The organism is Sphaerisporangium sp. B11E5, from assembly GCF_039871875.1.
Classification (GTDB): domain Bacteria; phylum Actinomycetota; class Actinomycetes; order Streptosporangiales; family Streptosporangiaceae; genus Sphaerisporangium.
Map to the genome: position 1 here is coordinate 1 of NZ_JBDPMD010000061.1, position 13,786 is coordinate 13,786.

A 13,786-nucleotide genomic window follows, 5' to 3' on the forward strand; every position below is an offset into this window, starting at 1 on the left:
GTGTGGGCAGTGGCGCGGCAGGACGGGCGGTGGAGCCCGTGGCGGACGGGGGCTTTCCTGGTGGGGGCGGGGGTGCTGGGGCTGGGGGTCGCGGGGCCGGTGGCGGAGGCGGCGGCGGACTTCCGGGGGCACATGGTGCAGCACCTGCTGATCGGGATGTTCGCGCCGCTGGGGCTGGTGCTGGGGGCGCCGGTGACCTTGCTGCTGCGGTCGGTGCCGGTGGGGGTGGGGAGGCGGGTCGGGGGGGTGGTGCGGTCCCGGGTGTGTCACCTGCTCGCGAACCCGTGGACGGCGCTGGTGCTCAGCGTGGGGGGCATGGTGGTGCTGTACTGCACGCCGCTGTACCGGGTGGTGTCGGGGTCGGCGGTGCTCCACCATCTGGTGCACCTGCACTTCCTGCTGGCGGGGTACCTGTACGCCTGGGTGATCGCCGGGCCTGACCCGGCGCCGCGGCGGCCGGGGGTGCCGCACCGCCTGGTGGTGCTCGGGGTCGCGGTGGCCGTGCACGCCTCGTTGTCGCAGCTCATGTACGCAGGGCTGCTCGTGGACGTGCCGGCGCCTCCGGAGCAGCGGCGGGGGGCGGCCGAGTTGATGTACTACGGCGGGGACGTCGCCGAGCTGCTGCTGGCCTTCGCGCTGGTCGCCACCTGGCGGCCGGTCCGGCGTCCCGGGCTCGGCGGCAAGGCGGGCGTGGTCGGCCGTTGAGCGCGGGCAGGACGCGACGGCGTTCCCGATCCGGTTCGCGCGGGAGGTGGTCCCTCAGAGCTGTCGTCCGCCTGCGGCGTCGGCGAGGGTCGATCGGGCCTGGCGGACGATGGCCTCGTCCACGAAACGGCCGTCGGGGAGGACGGTGGCGCCGGAGCCGGAGGCGGTGAGGACGGCCTCGGCGGCGGCGATCTCGGGGGCGGTGGGGCGGTAGGCGGCCACGATGACGGGGAGTTGTGCGGGGTGGATGGCGGCCCGGCCGCGGAAACCCATGGCGCGGCCGAGGCGGCAGGAGGCGGCGAGGCCGTCCAGGTCGCGGAAGTCGGTGTAGACGGACTGGGCGGGGGCGGGCAGGCCGGCGGCCTTGGCGGCGACCACGATGCGGGACCGTGCCCAGGCGAGGCCCGTCTCGTCCCGTACGCCCAGCTCGGCCCGCAGGTCGGCCTCCCCGAGGCCGATGGACGCCACCGACGGGTGCGCGGTGGCGATCTCGTAGGCCCGTTCAAGGCCGACGGCCGACTCGACGAGCGGGTGCAGCGGCACGCCGGGCACGGCGTCCGCGACGGCCATGATCAGGGCGGGCGACTCGGCCTTCGGCAGGCGCAGCCCCGCGCTCCCCGCCGCCACCGCGGCGAGGGCCCGCAGGTCGGCCCGGCCCCAGGCGGTCCGTACGTCGTTCACCCGCACCTGCACCCGCGCCAAGGTGCCGTCCCCGTCCTGCCGTCGCGGCGCGGGCACATGACCGGCAGGCGCACCGGCGGGGTCGCGGGGGCGCTCCCCCTGCCGTAACGACGTCAGCAACGCGACCACGCCCGCGCGTGCGGCGTCCTTGGCGGCGGAGGCGACGGCGTCCTCCAGGTCGACGACGATCACGTCGGACGGGCCGGCGAGGGCCTTGGCGATCAGGTCGGGGCGGTCGGCGGGGGTGTAGAGCAAGGTGAGCATTCAGATCACGCCCTTGGCGCGCAGGGAGTCGAGGTCGGCGGGGGTGAGGCCGAGGGTGGTCAGGACGGCGGCGGTGTCGGAGCCGTGGGGGCGGCCCGGCCAGTTGATCCGGCCGGGGGTGGCGGACAGGCGGAACATGACGTTCTGCATGCGCATCGGCCCGAGGTCGGGATCCGTGACAGTGGTGACGGCGTCGAGGGCGCTGAGCTGCGGGTCCGTCATGACGTCGCGGACGTCGTAGATCGGCGCGACGGCGGCCTCGGCCTTCTCGAACGCCTCCAGCACCTCGTCGCGGGTCCGGGCGCCCACCCAGGCGGCGACGGCGGCGTCCAGCTCGTCGGCGTGCTCGGCCCGCCCGGCGCCGGTGGCGAACCACGGCCGCCCGGCCAGGTCGGGGCGGCCGACCAGGCGCATGACGCGCTCGGCGATGCTCTGCGCCGAGGTGGACACCGCGACCCACGTGCCGTCCGCGCAGCGGTAGGTGTTGCGCGGCGCGTTGTTGACGGAACGGTTGCCGGTGCGTGGCGGCACCACGCCGAGCCGGTCGTAGACGGTGGGCTGCGCGCCGAGCACGGTCAAGATGGGTTCGACGATCGACATGTCGACCACCTGCCCGGAGCCGGTCGTCTCCCGGGCCCGCAGCGCGGTCATCACCGCGTACGCCGTCGCCAGCGCGCAGATGCCGTCGGCCAGGCCGAACGGCGGCAGCGTGGGCGGGCCGTCCGGCTCACCGGTCATCGCGGCGAACCCGCTCATCGCCTCGGCGAGCGTGCCGAAGCCGGGGCGGCGGGCGTACGGCCCGAACTGCCCGAAGCCGGTGACCCGGGCCAGCACCAGGCCGGGGCTGGCGGCGCGCAGCCGGTCGTAGGAGAGGTTCCAGCGCTCCAGCGTGCCGGGCCTGAAGTTCTCGATGACGACGTCGGCGTCCGCGGCCAGCCGCACCAGCAGGTCCTGTCCCTCGCGGGCGGACAGGTTCAGCGTCATGGTGCGTTTGTTGCGGGCGAGCATCTTCCACCACAGGCCGCCCGGCCCGTGGCCGCGGGACGGGTCAGGTCTGGCGGGGTGCTCCACCTTGATGACGTCCGCCCCGAAGTCCCCGAGCAGCATCGCCGCCATCGGCCCGGCGAACAGCGTCGCCAGGTCCAGGACCCGGATGCCGTCCAGAGCGCCTTCCATGTGTTCCCCCGTTCATCGCAGCGCGGCGTCGATCTCCGCCCGGGCAGGCATCGACGTGCCGGCCCCGGGTCGCCGCACCGACAGGGCCGCCGCCGTGGCCGCGAACCGAAGCGCCTCGGGGGCCGGGCGGCCTTCGGCACGGGCGACGGCGAGCGCGCCGGCGAAGGCGTCCCCGGCCGCCGTGGTGTCCACCGCCCGGACCGGCACGGCGGGGACGTGCAGCCGCTCCCCCGTCCGCGATCCGTATCGTGCCCCCTGCGCGCCCAGAGTGATCACCGCTTCTGGCACGAGTTCCAGCAGCGCCTCCAGGGCCTCGCCCGGGTCGGCGTGGCCGGTGATGGCGGCGGCCTCGTGCTCGTTCGGCACGATCAGGCCGACGGCGGCGAGCAGTTCCGGCGGCAGTTCGGCGGCGGGGGCCGGGGTGAGCACGACGGGCACCGTGGCGGCGCGGGCGGCGGCGACCACGGCCTCCATGGGCAGTTCGAGCTGGAGCAGCAGGGCGTCGGAGCGCGCGATGACGTCGAGGTCCTCCGCGGTGGGCCCGGTGACGGTGCCGTTGGCGCCGGGGATGACGACGATCGAGTTGCCGCCGTCGTCGTCCACCACGATGTGCGCGATGCCCGACGACCCGGGCACCACCCGCAGCCGCGACACGTCCACCCCGGCCCCGGCCAGCGCGCCGCGCAGCACCGGGCCGAACGCGTCGTCGCCCACGGCCCCGATGAACGCGGCGCCCGCGCCGGACGCCCTGGCCGCCGCGACGGCCTGGTTGGCGCCCTTGCCGCCGGGGACGGTGGCGAACGACCGGCCGGTCACCGTCTCCCCCCGCCTGGGGGCCACCGGGGTGTACGCCACCAGGTCCATGTTCGCGCTGCCGAACACCGAGATCACGTCCGCCTCCTCCACGCCGGGCCAGGGCGGGCCCGGCCCCGTGAGGCCCGGTCCCCCGCTGATCCTGCCGCACGGGGTGGGGCCGCTCAGTGGGTGTGCGGGGCCACCGTGGGGGCGGGGTTGGCACGCAGCCACGCGAGGCGGTCGCGGCTCTCGTCGTCCATGGGTGTGTAGACGACCACGCGGGCCTCAGCCGGCGAGGACAGCGCCATGCTGGTGGACATCGTGCGCACCAGGCCGGTGCCGGTGGGCTGGAAGATCTTCATCCGGGAGCCGGGGCGGGCCACCTCGTGCTCGGCCCACATGCGGGCGAAGTCGGGGCTGGCCGCGGACAGGGCGCGCACGAACTCCTCCCAGTACGGCTCGCCGAGGTGCCGCACGAACGACGCGCGCAGCGTGGCGACCATCAGCGGGCGTTCCTGCTCGGCGTCGAGCAGGGGGTGGCAGCACGGCGGGCACATGAAGCACTGCCAGATCGCGTTGCGCCGGGGCAGGTCCTCGGTGACCATCGCCGGGAACAGCAGGGCGTACGAGGCGTTCCAGGCGAGCAGGTCGTACCGGCCGTTGTACACGCAGGCGGGCATCGGATCCAGGCTGTGCAGGATCTGGCGCACCTCGGAGGTGAGCTCCTCGCCGGACTCGTGCTGCGGCACCTCGGGCACGTCGGCCAGGCGGTACAGGTGCTCGCGCTCGGCGGCGTCCAGGCGCAGCGTGCGGGCGACGGCGTCGAGCACCTGCACGCTGGCGTTGATGCGGCGGCCCTGCTCCAGCCAGGTGTACCAGGTGACCCCGACCCCGGCGAGCTGCGCGACCTCCTCGCGCCGCAGCCCCGGGGTGCGGCGGCGCGGCCCCGGCGGCAGCCCCACGTCGCCGGGCGTGATGCGGGCGCGGCGGCTGCGCAGGAACGCGGCCAGCTCGGCGCGCCGGGGCGGGGTCGTGGTCACGCGGTGTACACCGGTCATGCTTCGCATACTTCCAAGTGAGCGGGCATCGTGCCAGGTGGTGGCGGTACCAGGATAAGCAGGCTCTCACCACCCGTATCCGCCGCGGACCACGATGGCCGGCGTGACCATAACCGCTCCACCCGTGAACCACCGGGCCGCGCGCACATCCGGCGGGGTGCTCGCCGTCGTGCTCGCCGGCCAGTTCATGGCGATTCTGGACGTCTCCATCGTCAACGTCGCCGCCCCCACCGTCCGCGCCGGCCTGGAGGCGTCCGGCTCGGGCCTCCAGCTCATCATCTCCGGGTACACCGTCGCGTACGCCATGCTGCTCATCACCGGCGCCCGGCTCGGCGGGCTGCGCGGGGCGCGGCGCGTGTTCCTGCTCGGCCTCGCCGTCTTCACCGCCGCGTCGCTGGCCTGCGGCCTCGCGTGGTCGGAGGCCGCGCTCATCGTGTTCCGCCTGGTCCAGGGGGCCGGGGCGGCGCTCATGGTGCCGCAGGTGCTGAGCGTCATCCAGTTGCGGTTCGAGGGCGCGGCGCGGGCCCGGGCGCTGAGCGCCTACTCGGCCGTGCTCGCGGGCGGGATCGTGGCCGGGCAGGTGCTCGGCGGGGCCCTGGTGAGCGCCGACCTGTTCGGCTCGTCCTGGCGGCCGGTGTTCCTGGTGAACGTGCCGATCGGCCTCGTGCTGCTGGCGTACGGGGCGCGGCTGCTGCCCCGCGACCACGTGCCGCGCCACCAGGGGGTGGACGTGCCGGGACTGGTCACCCTGTCGGCGGCGGTGTGCCTGATCGTGGTGCCGCTGGTGCTCGGGCACGAACGGCACTGGCCGCTGTGGGGCTGGACGTCGATGGCGGCCGGCGTGGTGCTCGCCGGGGTGTTCACGCTGGTGGAGCGGCGGGCCCGGCACCCGCTGATCTCCGGCCGGCTGCTGCGGGCCCCTGGGCTGTCGCTCGCCACGCTCGGCGTCTTCGCGGCCATGCTCACCTGGGGCGGGTTCCTGTTCGCCCTGGGGCTGTATCTCCAGGGTGCGCTCGGGGACGGCCCGATGCGGGCCGGGCTGACCTTCGCGTCCGGCGCGGCCGGGTTCGCCGGGATCAGCCTGACGTGGCAGCGGCTGCCCGCCCGGCTGCACCGGGCGCTGATCCCGGCGGGCTTCGTGCTGGCCGCCGCCGGATACCTCGGCATCGGCGGGGTGCTCGCCGGGGGCGGGCACGGCGAGCCGTACCTGGAGATCCTGCTCCTCGTCGCCGGGGCCGGGCTCGGCGCCGCCTACAGCCCGCTGTTCACCGTGGCGCTGGCCCGGGTGGCCCCCGCGGACGCGCCGGACGCGAGCGGCCTGCTGGCCACCACGCTGCAGCTCGGGCAGGTGGTGGGGGTGGCGACGTTCGGCAGCCTGTTCCTCGGGCTCGGCGCGACCCCGCACGCGCTCGCCGTCACCCAGGTGGCGCTGACCGTGCCGGCGCTGATCGGCGCGGGCCTCGCCCTGCCGCTGCTGCGCCGCTGACGCCGGTCACCACGCGCGGCGCCAGATGTCGATGGTGAGGACCGGGCGCATGCCCGCCGACAGGTAGAGGTCCAGCGCCGGGGAGGTGTTGGCCGAGTCCACGTGCAGGTAGGTGGCCGCCCGGCCCTTGGCGGCGTCCACCGCGAAGGCGTGCCGCAGCAGCAGGCGGCCGAGGCCCCGGCCGCGGAACTCGGGCAGCACCGCCAGCACGCGGACGTACCCGGAGTTCTCGTCGGAGACGAACATGTCGGAACCGAGCAGCATGCCGGCGGGTGTGCCGTCGACCGTGACCAGCAGGAGTTGCCCCCAGTCGTGCGTGCTGGACGCCTCGAACTCCGCGCGCCACCCGTCGTAGTCGCGGGCCACGAAGCCGAAGTGCTCCGCGAAGCCCTTCTGGTGCACCTGGTGCGCCGCCCTGAGGAGGTGCTCGGCCTCGGCGGCCCGGCGCACCTCGACGCCGTGCGGCGGACGGGGGGCGTCCACCGCGCCGTCGTGGTCGACGCGCAGGCGGTGGAAGCTGCGCTCGGCGGCGAAACCGTGCCGCTCGGCCAGCTCACGCTTGCGGGTGTCCCGCGGGTAGAGGCCGACGTCGGCCACGGCGCGCGGCGCGGCCGCCTCGTCGGCGATCTCGCGTACCCGGCCGAGCACGACGTCCCACAACCAGGCCGCCACCCGCTCGTCCAGCGAGCAGACCTCGATGTCGCACTCCCCGCCGTCCCCCTTGCGGCGGGCATATCCCCACCCCACGACGTCGCCGTCGCGCAGCACCACCCAGGCGTCCCGCGACCGGTCGAGTGCCGGGTCCGTCAGCTCGTCCGCCACGTCGTCGAGCGTCATGTCCGGGTGCCCCAGCACCTCGGTGTCGCATGCCGCCACCAGCCCGTGGATCGCCCCCGCGTCGTCCACCTCGGGGCGCCGCACCTCGTACGGCCCCTCCGGCGTCTTCGTGCCGTCGTTCACGAACCCCGTTCTACACCTCGGCCCGCACGGGATCGAACAGGTTTTCCCGAAGCCGCCGCCACGGTCCGCCGGAAATGTGAAGATGCCGCGCGTTAAGCTGGTCGGCCATGGCGCGCACCCGTCTGTACCGTCACGGCGTTCTGGAGGCCGAGGGGTTCCCCGTCGCGGAGGTCTCCGACCACCTGCACGACCCCGAGGCCGTCGTGTGGTTCGACCTGCTCAGCCCGACGCCGGAGAAGCTGGCCGTGGTCAGCGAGGAGCTCGGGCTGCACCCGCTGGCGATCGAGGACGCGCTCCACCCCCACCAGCGGCCGAAGATCGACGTCTACGACAGCCACCTGTTCCTCACGGTCTACGCCGTCAGGCTCACCAACGGCGGGCTCGACCTGTCCGAACTGTCGCTCTTCGTGACCAAGAACGCCCTGGTCACCGTGCGCGACAGCGACTCCTGCGACATCGACGCGATCATCGCCCGCTGGGACAACACCCCGCGCATGGCCAAGCACGGCGTCGCGTTCCTGCTGCACGGCGTGCTCGACTACGTGGTGGACGGCCACTTCGACGTCGCCGAGGACCTGGACGACCGGGTGGAGCAACTGGAGGACCAGCTCTTCTCCGACACCCCCGCGACCGGCCGCGCCATGCAGCGCCAGATGTTCGACATCCGCCGCACCACCGTCCGCTTCCGCCGCATCGTGCTCCCGATGCGCGAGGTCGTGACCAGCCTCATGCACCGCGACCTGGAGATCATCCCGTCCGACATGGCGCCCTACTACCAGGACGTCTACGACCACGTGCTGCGCGTGTCGGAATGGACCGAGTCCCTGCGCGAACTGGTGGGCAACGTCTACGAGACCCATCTCAACCTGCAGGGCAACCGCATGAACGACATCATGAAACGCGTCACGAGCTGGGCCGCCATCATCGCCGTCCCCACCGCCATCACCGGGTTCTACGGCCAGAACATCCCCTACCCCGGCTTCGGCCACGCCGCCGGCTTCTGGTCCTCCACCGCGCTCATCGCGGCGATCTCGGTGGCGCTGTACGTCGTGTTCCGCAAGAACGAGTGGCTCTAGGCCGGTGATCCGGGGCCGTTCCAGGAGAACGGACGGCCCTGGCCCCGGCGGGCGCCGCGTCCGTCCTGGATGGCGTTCCACTCCTCGTCCGACACCGGCGGCGTGCCGAGGGCACGCGCCGCCTCGTCCAGCCCGGCACGGTTCAGCCGCCAGCAGTGCATCAGGCACTCCGCCCGCCTGCGCTGCCGCTCACTCGCCACGATCAGCGCCATCGCCGCCCGCACCCGTCTCACGCTCCCCCGGTTCACCCGGCCCCGTTCCCGGAGCCCGTCCGGCGCCTCGGCCGCGTCGTCCTCCCCTGCCGTCACCCCACCTCCCCGGTTCCTTGTCCGCCGCGCCGCGTCCCCGCAACTCCGCGTACCGCCCCGCCACCCGCCGCGCCGTGGTCACCGGATCGTCCGCCGGGCTGTAGCTGTACGTGCGCCGCCGCGTCGTCTCCGACACCACCCCCGACCACCAGAAATAACACCGCCCGTCGGTCCACGCCACCAGATCCGCGCACACCGCCACCAACGCCACCCCCCTGCCCTCATGCACCTCCCCACTGATCCCGTGCCCCTCCAGCACCCGTCTCAGCCGATAAGCCGCCCGGACCGCCGCCTCCTCCCGCCGGCCCTCGTCACCACCCATGACCACCACCCGGCACCCCCCGACATAAGGCCATGCACTCGAACGTAGGAAGCCCTCGCACGCCCGGCAAGAAGATTCCCGATAGTTGCTCGTCACCCTGCCCCCGGCGGGAGCCTTCGCCGCGGATGCTCCGCCGGGAACCTCCCGCGGCGCACGGCCGGTATGAGGCATGACGTCCCCGTCCCGGCAGACCGACAAGGAACCCACCGATGCGTCACCCGAAGGCCGCCCTCACGGCCACCGCGTCCCTCGCCCTCTGCGCCGCGTCCCTCGCCGGCTGCAGCCGCCCCGCCGGGTCCCCGTCCCGGGCCGCGTCCACCCCGCCGTCCCCGGCCGTCTCCACCGCGACCGCGGCGACCACCGCCGCGCCGGAGGCGGAGGACTGTGCCGTCACCGAGCCCGCGGACCGGAAGGCCGAGCCGCCGGCCGGGGTGCCGCGGGACGGGGAGGACCGGTGGTACGGCGAAGGGGTGCTCTGGGTGTCGCTGCCCGATCCCTCCTACCGGCCGGAGAAGGGACCGGACGGGTACGCCATGAAGGTCGGGTGGTGGCGGCTCGCCGAGGGGCCGTTGACGGTCGGGGCCACGCGGGTGACCGGCGCGGGGAACCGGCGGGACGTCGGCAAGGGGACGATGGTGCCGCACATCCCGTCCGGCTACGGGCCGACCGGGTTCCAGGCCGGCGGGCTCGGCTTCCCCGAGCCCGGCTGCTGGCACGTCACCGCCACGCTCGCGGGGACGAGCATCGATTTCCGGGTGCGCGTCGCCTGACCCGTCAGTGCTCGGCGGCCACGGGGACCAGGCCGTCCGCGACGAGGCCGGTGAGCACGGCCTCGCCGAGGGCCTGCACGGCCGAGTGGGGGCGCACCATGACCGTGAACTCCTTGATCAGGCCGGCCTCGTCGAAGTGCAGCATGTCCATGCCGTGGATCTGCTTGCCTCCGGCCGTGGCGCGGAAGAGCAGGATCTCCGACGGCGTCTCCTGGCCGTCCGCGCTGGTCTCCGCCGTGCCGGTGAAGCTCCCGATGTACCTCAACTCCTCGAACGTGCGCATCAGCACCCCGAACAGGCCCATCACCATCTGCCTGCCTTCGAACGGGGTGAACTTCACGGGGCTGTACAACCGGATGTCCTCGGCGAACAACTCCTCCAACGCCCCGAGATCACGCTTCTCCACGGCGGCACGGAAACTCTCGGCGGTCGTCGTCACGGCCCAACCTCCATGATCAGGAAGACTTCCATTCCTGCTCATTCTGGTACGGCCGGACGGTCCTCGTCCTGCTCGGTGCGGAGCTTTCCCTGGCCGGTCCCGGCGTGCCGCCGGGAGCCCACACCCACCGCCTTTACATTGTAGATTTTCTGGGTTGGACGTCCGGTTGCCGTCGATGGACGAGGCGTCGTACCGGGTGGCCTGGTGGGAGTCACCCACGCCGACGGCCGCTCAGCCGACCGGTATGCCCGCCTTGACCGCCCCCAGGAACAGGGACCACTCACGCCGGGCACACATCACCACAGCGCCACCGGTGTCCTTGCTGTCCCGCACCGCGACCAGCCCCGCGGGGCCCCAGGCCACTTCCACGCAGTTGCCGCCCTCATCTCCGCTGAAGCTGCTCTTGCGCCATTCCGCGTTTCGAAGGTCAGAAACCACTTTGGTGCACCGCTTCCTCTATGAGTAGGAGTGACTGCTTGAACGGTACGGCTTCGGCGCGGATCGCGTCATACCTACGGACCAGCCGCGCGATCGTGGAGCGATCGTCGACGGTCCGCCCGTACGGCTGCGCCTCCGCGTATGCGGCGTACGGGGAACCGTTGCGCTCAGCGATGATGAATCCACCGACCAGCCCGCAGTGGGCCTGAGGCGAGAACGGCACGACCTGGATCGTCACGTCGGGATGCCGGGCCATCTCCAGCAGGAATTCGAGCTGCTCCGCCATGACCGCGGGCCCGCCGATGGTGCGGCGGATGACAGCTTCGTCGATGACGACGTTGACCGCGGGCGGGCACTCCCGGTTGAGGATCGAGCGCCGCTGCATGCGCCCCGCCAGCCGTTCCTCCAACTGCTCCTCGGTCGTCCCCGGCGAGCTCGCCAGGATCTCCCGGGCGTACGCCTCCGTCTGGAGCAGCCCCGGCACGATCGTCGGCTCCCAGGCGCGCAGCCCCGTCGCGTCCTGCTCCTCCTCCAGCCAGGGCCGGAAGTGCTCAGGCGCCTGCTTCCAGCGCGTGGCGCCGTACAGCCGCACCATGGTGCCCTCGATGCCCAGGGCCCGGTCGCAGAGCTCCGCGAACCGCTCGGTCGGGGCGCGCTTGGCCAGCTCCACCAGATTGACCAGCGAATCGGAGAACCCCATGCGCGCGGCGAGCTGCCGCTGCGTCAGCCCCGCCAGCTCACGCTGACGGCGCAGTTCGTAGGCGAAGAATGCCCGTGGCGATTCATTGGGATCTATCTCTTTCCGGGGGGACAAATCACACCCACCTCTCCGAAGCCGGGCGATCCGGTAAATCGACAAACCTGCTGACAGGAACTGTCGGCAGAACGTCGTCACTTTCGGCAACGAATCATAGCCCTCCGTCGCCATCCTGGTGGGGCGAAGTTTCCACGACAACGAATCCCGGAAAAGGGCGCACCCATGACGCCAGGAAATCTGCTGGGAGCCGTCGACCTCATCGGCGCACCCGAGTCGGTATCCCTAGCCAGGAAGTTCGTACGGGAAAAACTCGGCCCCCACCACCCGGCCGTGGACGAGGTGACCCTCCTGGTGTCCGAACTGGTCACCAACGCCATAATGCATTCCGCCTCCCGCGACGGCGGAAAGGCGACCGTGGCCATGGCCGACTGCCACACCTTCATTCACGTCGACGTGACGGACGCCGGCGGCGGCACGATATCCCGCGCCGATCGCGGCGCGCTCGCCGAGAGCGGCCGCGGCCTCATGCTCGTCGAGCTGATTTCCCGCGAATGGGGTGTCCACCAGGACGCCGCCGGCCGCACGGTGTGGTTTCAGATCTCCTACGACCGCCGTATTCGGATGTCAGGCGGCCGGGGTGCCGTCCCTCAGCCAGGTGGCGACGGTCGTCGTGAAGCGGGCGGGGGCGTCGCGCCAGGGGAAATGACCTGTCTCCGGCTGGGTGACGCAATCGGCGTCCGGGAAGAGGGCCGCGTATCCGGCCACGGCGGAGGGGACGGAGTTCAGGTCGTACGCGCCGGCCAGGAGGAGGACGGGGGAAGGGTGGGATCCGAGGGCGACGCGGGTGGCCTCGGGGGTGAAGGCGCCCTCTGAGGCGAAGACGGCGGCGGCTTCCTGGTTGCGCTGGGTGGCGTCGGCCTTGTGGAGGGTCTGGTTCTCGGTGGTCCAGCGGCCGTAGGAGAAGGGGGCGATGGCGTCCCACGCGTCCGGGGCGGGGTGGCCGGAGACGATGCCGGTCAGGGCGGCGAAGGCCTCGGGGTACCACGGTTCGTTCTCACGAAGGCGGGCGATGTCCAGGCGGTCCTCGCCGGTGACGGGGATGCCGGGGGCGGCGAGGCTGGGGGTGACGAGGACCAGCCTGCCGACGCGGGCGGGGTGGCGGGTGGCGTAGTGGACGGCGATGTTGGTGCCCGCCGAGTGGGCCAGCAGGTCCATGCGGTCGAGGCCGAGGTGGACGCGCAGGGCCTCCACATCGGCGGCCAGGCGGTCGCAGCGGTACGTCGCGGGGTCCTCGGGGGGTGCCGAGGCGCCGGTGCCCCGGAGGTCCAGCCTGACCAGGCGGCGGTGCCCGGACAGGCCGCCGAGGTCACCGAGGTAGGCCGAGTCCTGCATCGGGCCGCCGGGGACGCAGATCAGCGGGGCTCCCTGGCCCTGGACGTGGTAGGCGAGCCGGGTTCCGTCATATGAGGTGAACGCAGGCATGAGCACGTTCCTTTCGAAGAGGGCGGGGCCGCGCGCCTCGTCCCCGGTGGGGGACGCCGGTGCGCCGGACGTCCCGGTGGGGTGGCCGGGTGGTCAGAAATCGCCCTCGGCGACCTGGAGGACGGTCAGGCCGAGAGCGCGCCACATCGTCACGACGGACCTGCGGTCGTCGATGACGCCGGTCACGCCCTGGTGGGCGAAGTGGCGGCGGTAGATGTCGCGTTTGACTTTGACGTCGGGCCGGTTGTCGTGGTCGGCGCGCATCCACAGGCCCTCGGTGTGGTCCCAGTGGCCGATGTGGGTGGCGAGCCAGAACTCCGTCTGGCGGCGGCACCGCTCCTTGCGGCCGGACAGGTAGGCGATCCGGTGGCCGGCCACGAACAGTGCCTGGACGACGGCGACGACCGGGGCGTTGGGGACGTCCTCGCCGACGCGGTCCCAGTCGTAGGGGCTGCGGTCGCCGCGCAGGGCGAGGGTGCCGTCGATGTCGACCAGCCACAGGCCGCGCGCGTCCGCGCGCGGCGGGCGTTCCGTGTACGTCAGCTGGGCCTGCTCACGACGGTGGCTGCTGGGTGCGACATGGGCGTCATGCTAGGGCGGGCGGCTCGGGGCGGGCAATCGACTTTCCCGCCCCGGCCCGGGGTCAGGCGCCGCAGGGGCGCCGGGCGTAGACCTCGATCTCGATCCTCATGCGGGGGTCGGAGAGGCCGCACTGCATCATCGTGGCGGCGGGGCGGTTCGGGCCGAGGGCACGGTGGATGGCGGGCCAGCAGTGCTCGAAGTCGTCGCGGTCGGGCAGCAGGTAGCGGACGCGGACGACGTCGGCGAAGGTGCACCCGGCTTCCGTCAGGGCCGACTCGATGTTGCTCAGGCACTGTTCCACCTGGTCGACGATGTCGTCGGAGATGGTCATGGTGGCGTAGTCGAAGCCGGTGGTGCCGGAGACGTGGACGTGGTCGCCGTCCACCACCGCCCTGGCATACCCGACCTGCTCCTCGAACGTGGAACCACTGAAGATCGCGCGCCGCTCGGTCATGGACGAACCGTAGAAGATCAGCCACGGGGCTCG

The 13,786-nt window shown here is 72.9% G+C and carries 17 protein-coding genes; 4 read left to right on the plus strand and 13 right to left on the minus strand.

Annotation, left to right across the window (positions count from 1 at the left end):
• Positions 1-705: cytochrome c oxidase assembly protein (locus tag ABGB17_RS34380; protein ID WP_347637691.1), on the plus strand; the 705-nt coding region annotated here is incomplete at its 5' end.
• Between the two features lie 54 nt (positions 706-759).
• Here ABGB17_RS34380 and ABGB17_RS34385 read toward each other — a convergent pair.
• From ABGB17_RS34385 to ABGB17_RS34400, 4 genes are all read right to left on the minus strand, one after another.
• Positions 760-1,650 (minus strand): CoA ester lyase, encoded by an 891-nt coding sequence (locus tag ABGB17_RS34385; protein WP_347637693.1) that lies wholly within the window; start codon positions 1,648-1,650, stop codon positions 760-762.
• Entirely contained in the window at positions 1,651-2,826 is a 1,176-nt protein-coding gene (locus tag ABGB17_RS34390; protein WP_347637695.1) for a CoA transferase, read from the minus strand.
• 12 nt (positions 2,827-2,838) lie between these two features.
• Positions 2,839-3,717, minus strand: coding sequence for a ribokinase (locus tag ABGB17_RS34395; protein WP_347637697.1), 879 nt, complete (start codon positions 3,715-3,717; stop codon positions 2,839-2,841).
• A gap of 86 nt (positions 3,718-3,803) precedes the next feature.
• Positions 3,804-4,679, minus strand: coding sequence for a helix-turn-helix transcriptional regulator (locus ABGB17_RS34400; protein ID WP_347637699.1), 876 nt, complete (start codon positions 4,677-4,679; stop codon positions 3,804-3,806).
• Between the two features lie 103 nt (positions 4,680-4,782).
• Here ABGB17_RS34400 and ABGB17_RS34405 point away from each other — a divergent pair, with 103 nt between their 5' ends.
• On the plus strand, positions 4,783-6,165 hold the full coding sequence (locus tag ABGB17_RS34405; RefSeq protein ID WP_347637701.1) for an MFS transporter: 1,383 nt from the start codon (positions 4,783-4,785) through the stop codon (positions 6,163-6,165).
• A 6-nt stretch (positions 6,166-6,171) separates the two neighbouring features.
• On the opposite strand, the gene ABGB17_RS34410 is transcribed toward ABGB17_RS34405, so the two are convergent.
• The gene (locus ABGB17_RS34410) at positions 6,172-7,125 is read right to left on the minus strand and encodes a GNAT family N-acetyltransferase (protein ID WP_347637703.1); all 954 of its coding nucleotides are present in this window, start codon (positions 7,123-7,125) and stop codon (positions 6,172-6,174) included.
• 107 nt (positions 7,126-7,232) lie between these two features.
• Here ABGB17_RS34410 and ABGB17_RS34415 point away from each other — a divergent pair, with 107 nt between their 5' ends.
• Positions 7,233-8,201 carry a magnesium transporter CorA family protein gene (locus ABGB17_RS34415; protein WP_347637705.1) on the plus strand — a complete coding sequence of 323 codons (969 nt, stop codon included), beginning with the start codon at positions 7,233-7,235 and terminating at the stop codon, positions 8,199-8,201.
• Here the strand turns inward: ABGB17_RS34415 and ABGB17_RS34420 are convergent.
• Positions 8,198-8,509: a hypothetical protein gene (locus ABGB17_RS34420; RefSeq protein ID WP_347637707.1), complete on the minus strand. Its 312-nt coding sequence runs from the start codon at positions 8,507-8,509 to the stop codon at positions 8,198-8,200. The genes ABGB17_RS34415 and ABGB17_RS34420 overlap by 4 nt on opposite strands.
• A 531-nt stretch (positions 8,510-9,040) precedes the next feature.
• Here ABGB17_RS34420 and ABGB17_RS34425 point away from each other — a divergent pair.
• On the plus strand, positions 9,041-9,601 hold the full coding sequence (locus ABGB17_RS34425) for a hypothetical protein (protein WP_347637709.1): 561 nt from the start codon (positions 9,041-9,043) through the stop codon (positions 9,599-9,601).
• Between the two features lie 4 nt (positions 9,602-9,605).
• Here ABGB17_RS34425 and ABGB17_RS34430 read toward each other — a convergent pair whose 3' ends face one another.
• From ABGB17_RS34430 to ABGB17_RS34460, 7 genes are all read right to left on the minus strand, one after another.
• A complete protein-coding gene (locus ABGB17_RS34430) occupies positions 9,606-10,040 on the minus strand; it encodes a nuclear transport factor 2 family protein (RefSeq protein ID WP_347637711.1) in 435 nt (144 codons plus the stop codon).
• Between the two features lie 231 nt (positions 10,041-10,271).
• Positions 10,272-10,478, minus strand: coding sequence for a DUF397 domain-containing protein (locus ABGB17_RS34435; RefSeq protein ID WP_347637713.1), 207 nt, complete (start codon positions 10,476-10,478; stop codon positions 10,272-10,274).
• Positions 10,468-11,292: a helix-turn-helix transcriptional regulator gene (locus tag ABGB17_RS34440; protein ID WP_347637715.1), complete on the minus strand. Its 825-nt coding sequence runs from the start codon at positions 11,290-11,292 to the stop codon at positions 10,468-10,470. Before ABGB17_RS34440 ends, ABGB17_RS34435 begins: the two co-directional genes overlap by 11 nt.
• A 225-nt stretch (positions 11,293-11,517) precedes the next feature.
• On the minus strand, positions 11,518-11,799 hold the full coding sequence (locus tag ABGB17_RS34445; protein WP_347637717.1) for a hypothetical protein: 282 nt from the start codon (positions 11,797-11,799) through the stop codon (positions 11,518-11,520).
• A gap of 60 nt (positions 11,800-11,859) precedes the next feature.
• Positions 11,860-12,717 carry an alpha/beta hydrolase gene (locus tag ABGB17_RS34450; protein ID WP_347637719.1) on the minus strand — a complete coding sequence of 286 codons (858 nt, stop codon included), beginning with the start codon at positions 12,715-12,717 and terminating at the stop codon, positions 11,860-11,862.
• A 93-nt stretch (positions 12,718-12,810) separates the two neighbouring features.
• Positions 12,811-13,095 carry a hypothetical protein gene (locus ABGB17_RS34455; protein WP_347637722.1) on the minus strand — a complete coding sequence of 95 codons (285 nt, stop codon included), beginning with the start codon at positions 13,093-13,095 and terminating at the stop codon, positions 12,811-12,813.
• A 265-nt stretch (positions 13,096-13,360) separates the two neighbouring features.
• Positions 13,361-13,753 carry a RidA family protein gene (locus ABGB17_RS34460; RefSeq protein ID WP_347637724.1) on the minus strand — a complete coding sequence of 131 codons (393 nt, stop codon included), beginning with the start codon at positions 13,751-13,753 and terminating at the stop codon, positions 13,361-13,363.
• Positions 13,754-13,786: the final 33 nt, after the last annotated feature.

Excerpts from the sequence above, each read along its gene's own strand:
- ABGB17_RS34450 (WP_347637719.1), bottom strand. The coding sequence starts at position 12,717 with ATGCCTGCGTTCACCTCATATGACGGAACCCGGCTCGCCTACCACGTC.
- ABGB17_RS34390 (WP_347637695.1), bottom strand. The coding sequence starts at position 2,826 with ATGGAAGGCGCTCTGGACGGCATCCGGGTCCTGGACCTGGCGACGCTG.
- ABGB17_RS34460 (WP_347637724.1), bottom strand. The coding sequence starts at position 13,753 with ATGACCGAGCGGCGCGCGATCTTCAGTGGTTCCACGTTCGAGGAGCAG.
- ABGB17_RS34425 (WP_347637709.1), top strand. The coding sequence starts at position 9,041 with ATGCGTCACCCGAAGGCCGCCCTCACGGCCACCGCGTCCCTCGCCCTC.
- ABGB17_RS34400 (WP_347637699.1), bottom strand. The coding sequence starts at position 4,679 with ATGACCGGTGTACACCGCGTGACCACGACCCCGCCCCGGCGCGCCGAG.
- ABGB17_RS34415 (WP_347637705.1), top strand. The coding sequence starts at position 7,233 with ATGGCGCGCACCCGTCTGTACCGTCACGGCGTTCTGGAGGCCGAGGGG.
- ABGB17_RS34385 (WP_347637693.1), bottom strand. The coding sequence starts at position 1,650 with ATGCTCACCTTGCTCTACACCCCCGCCGACCGCCCCGACCTGATCGCC.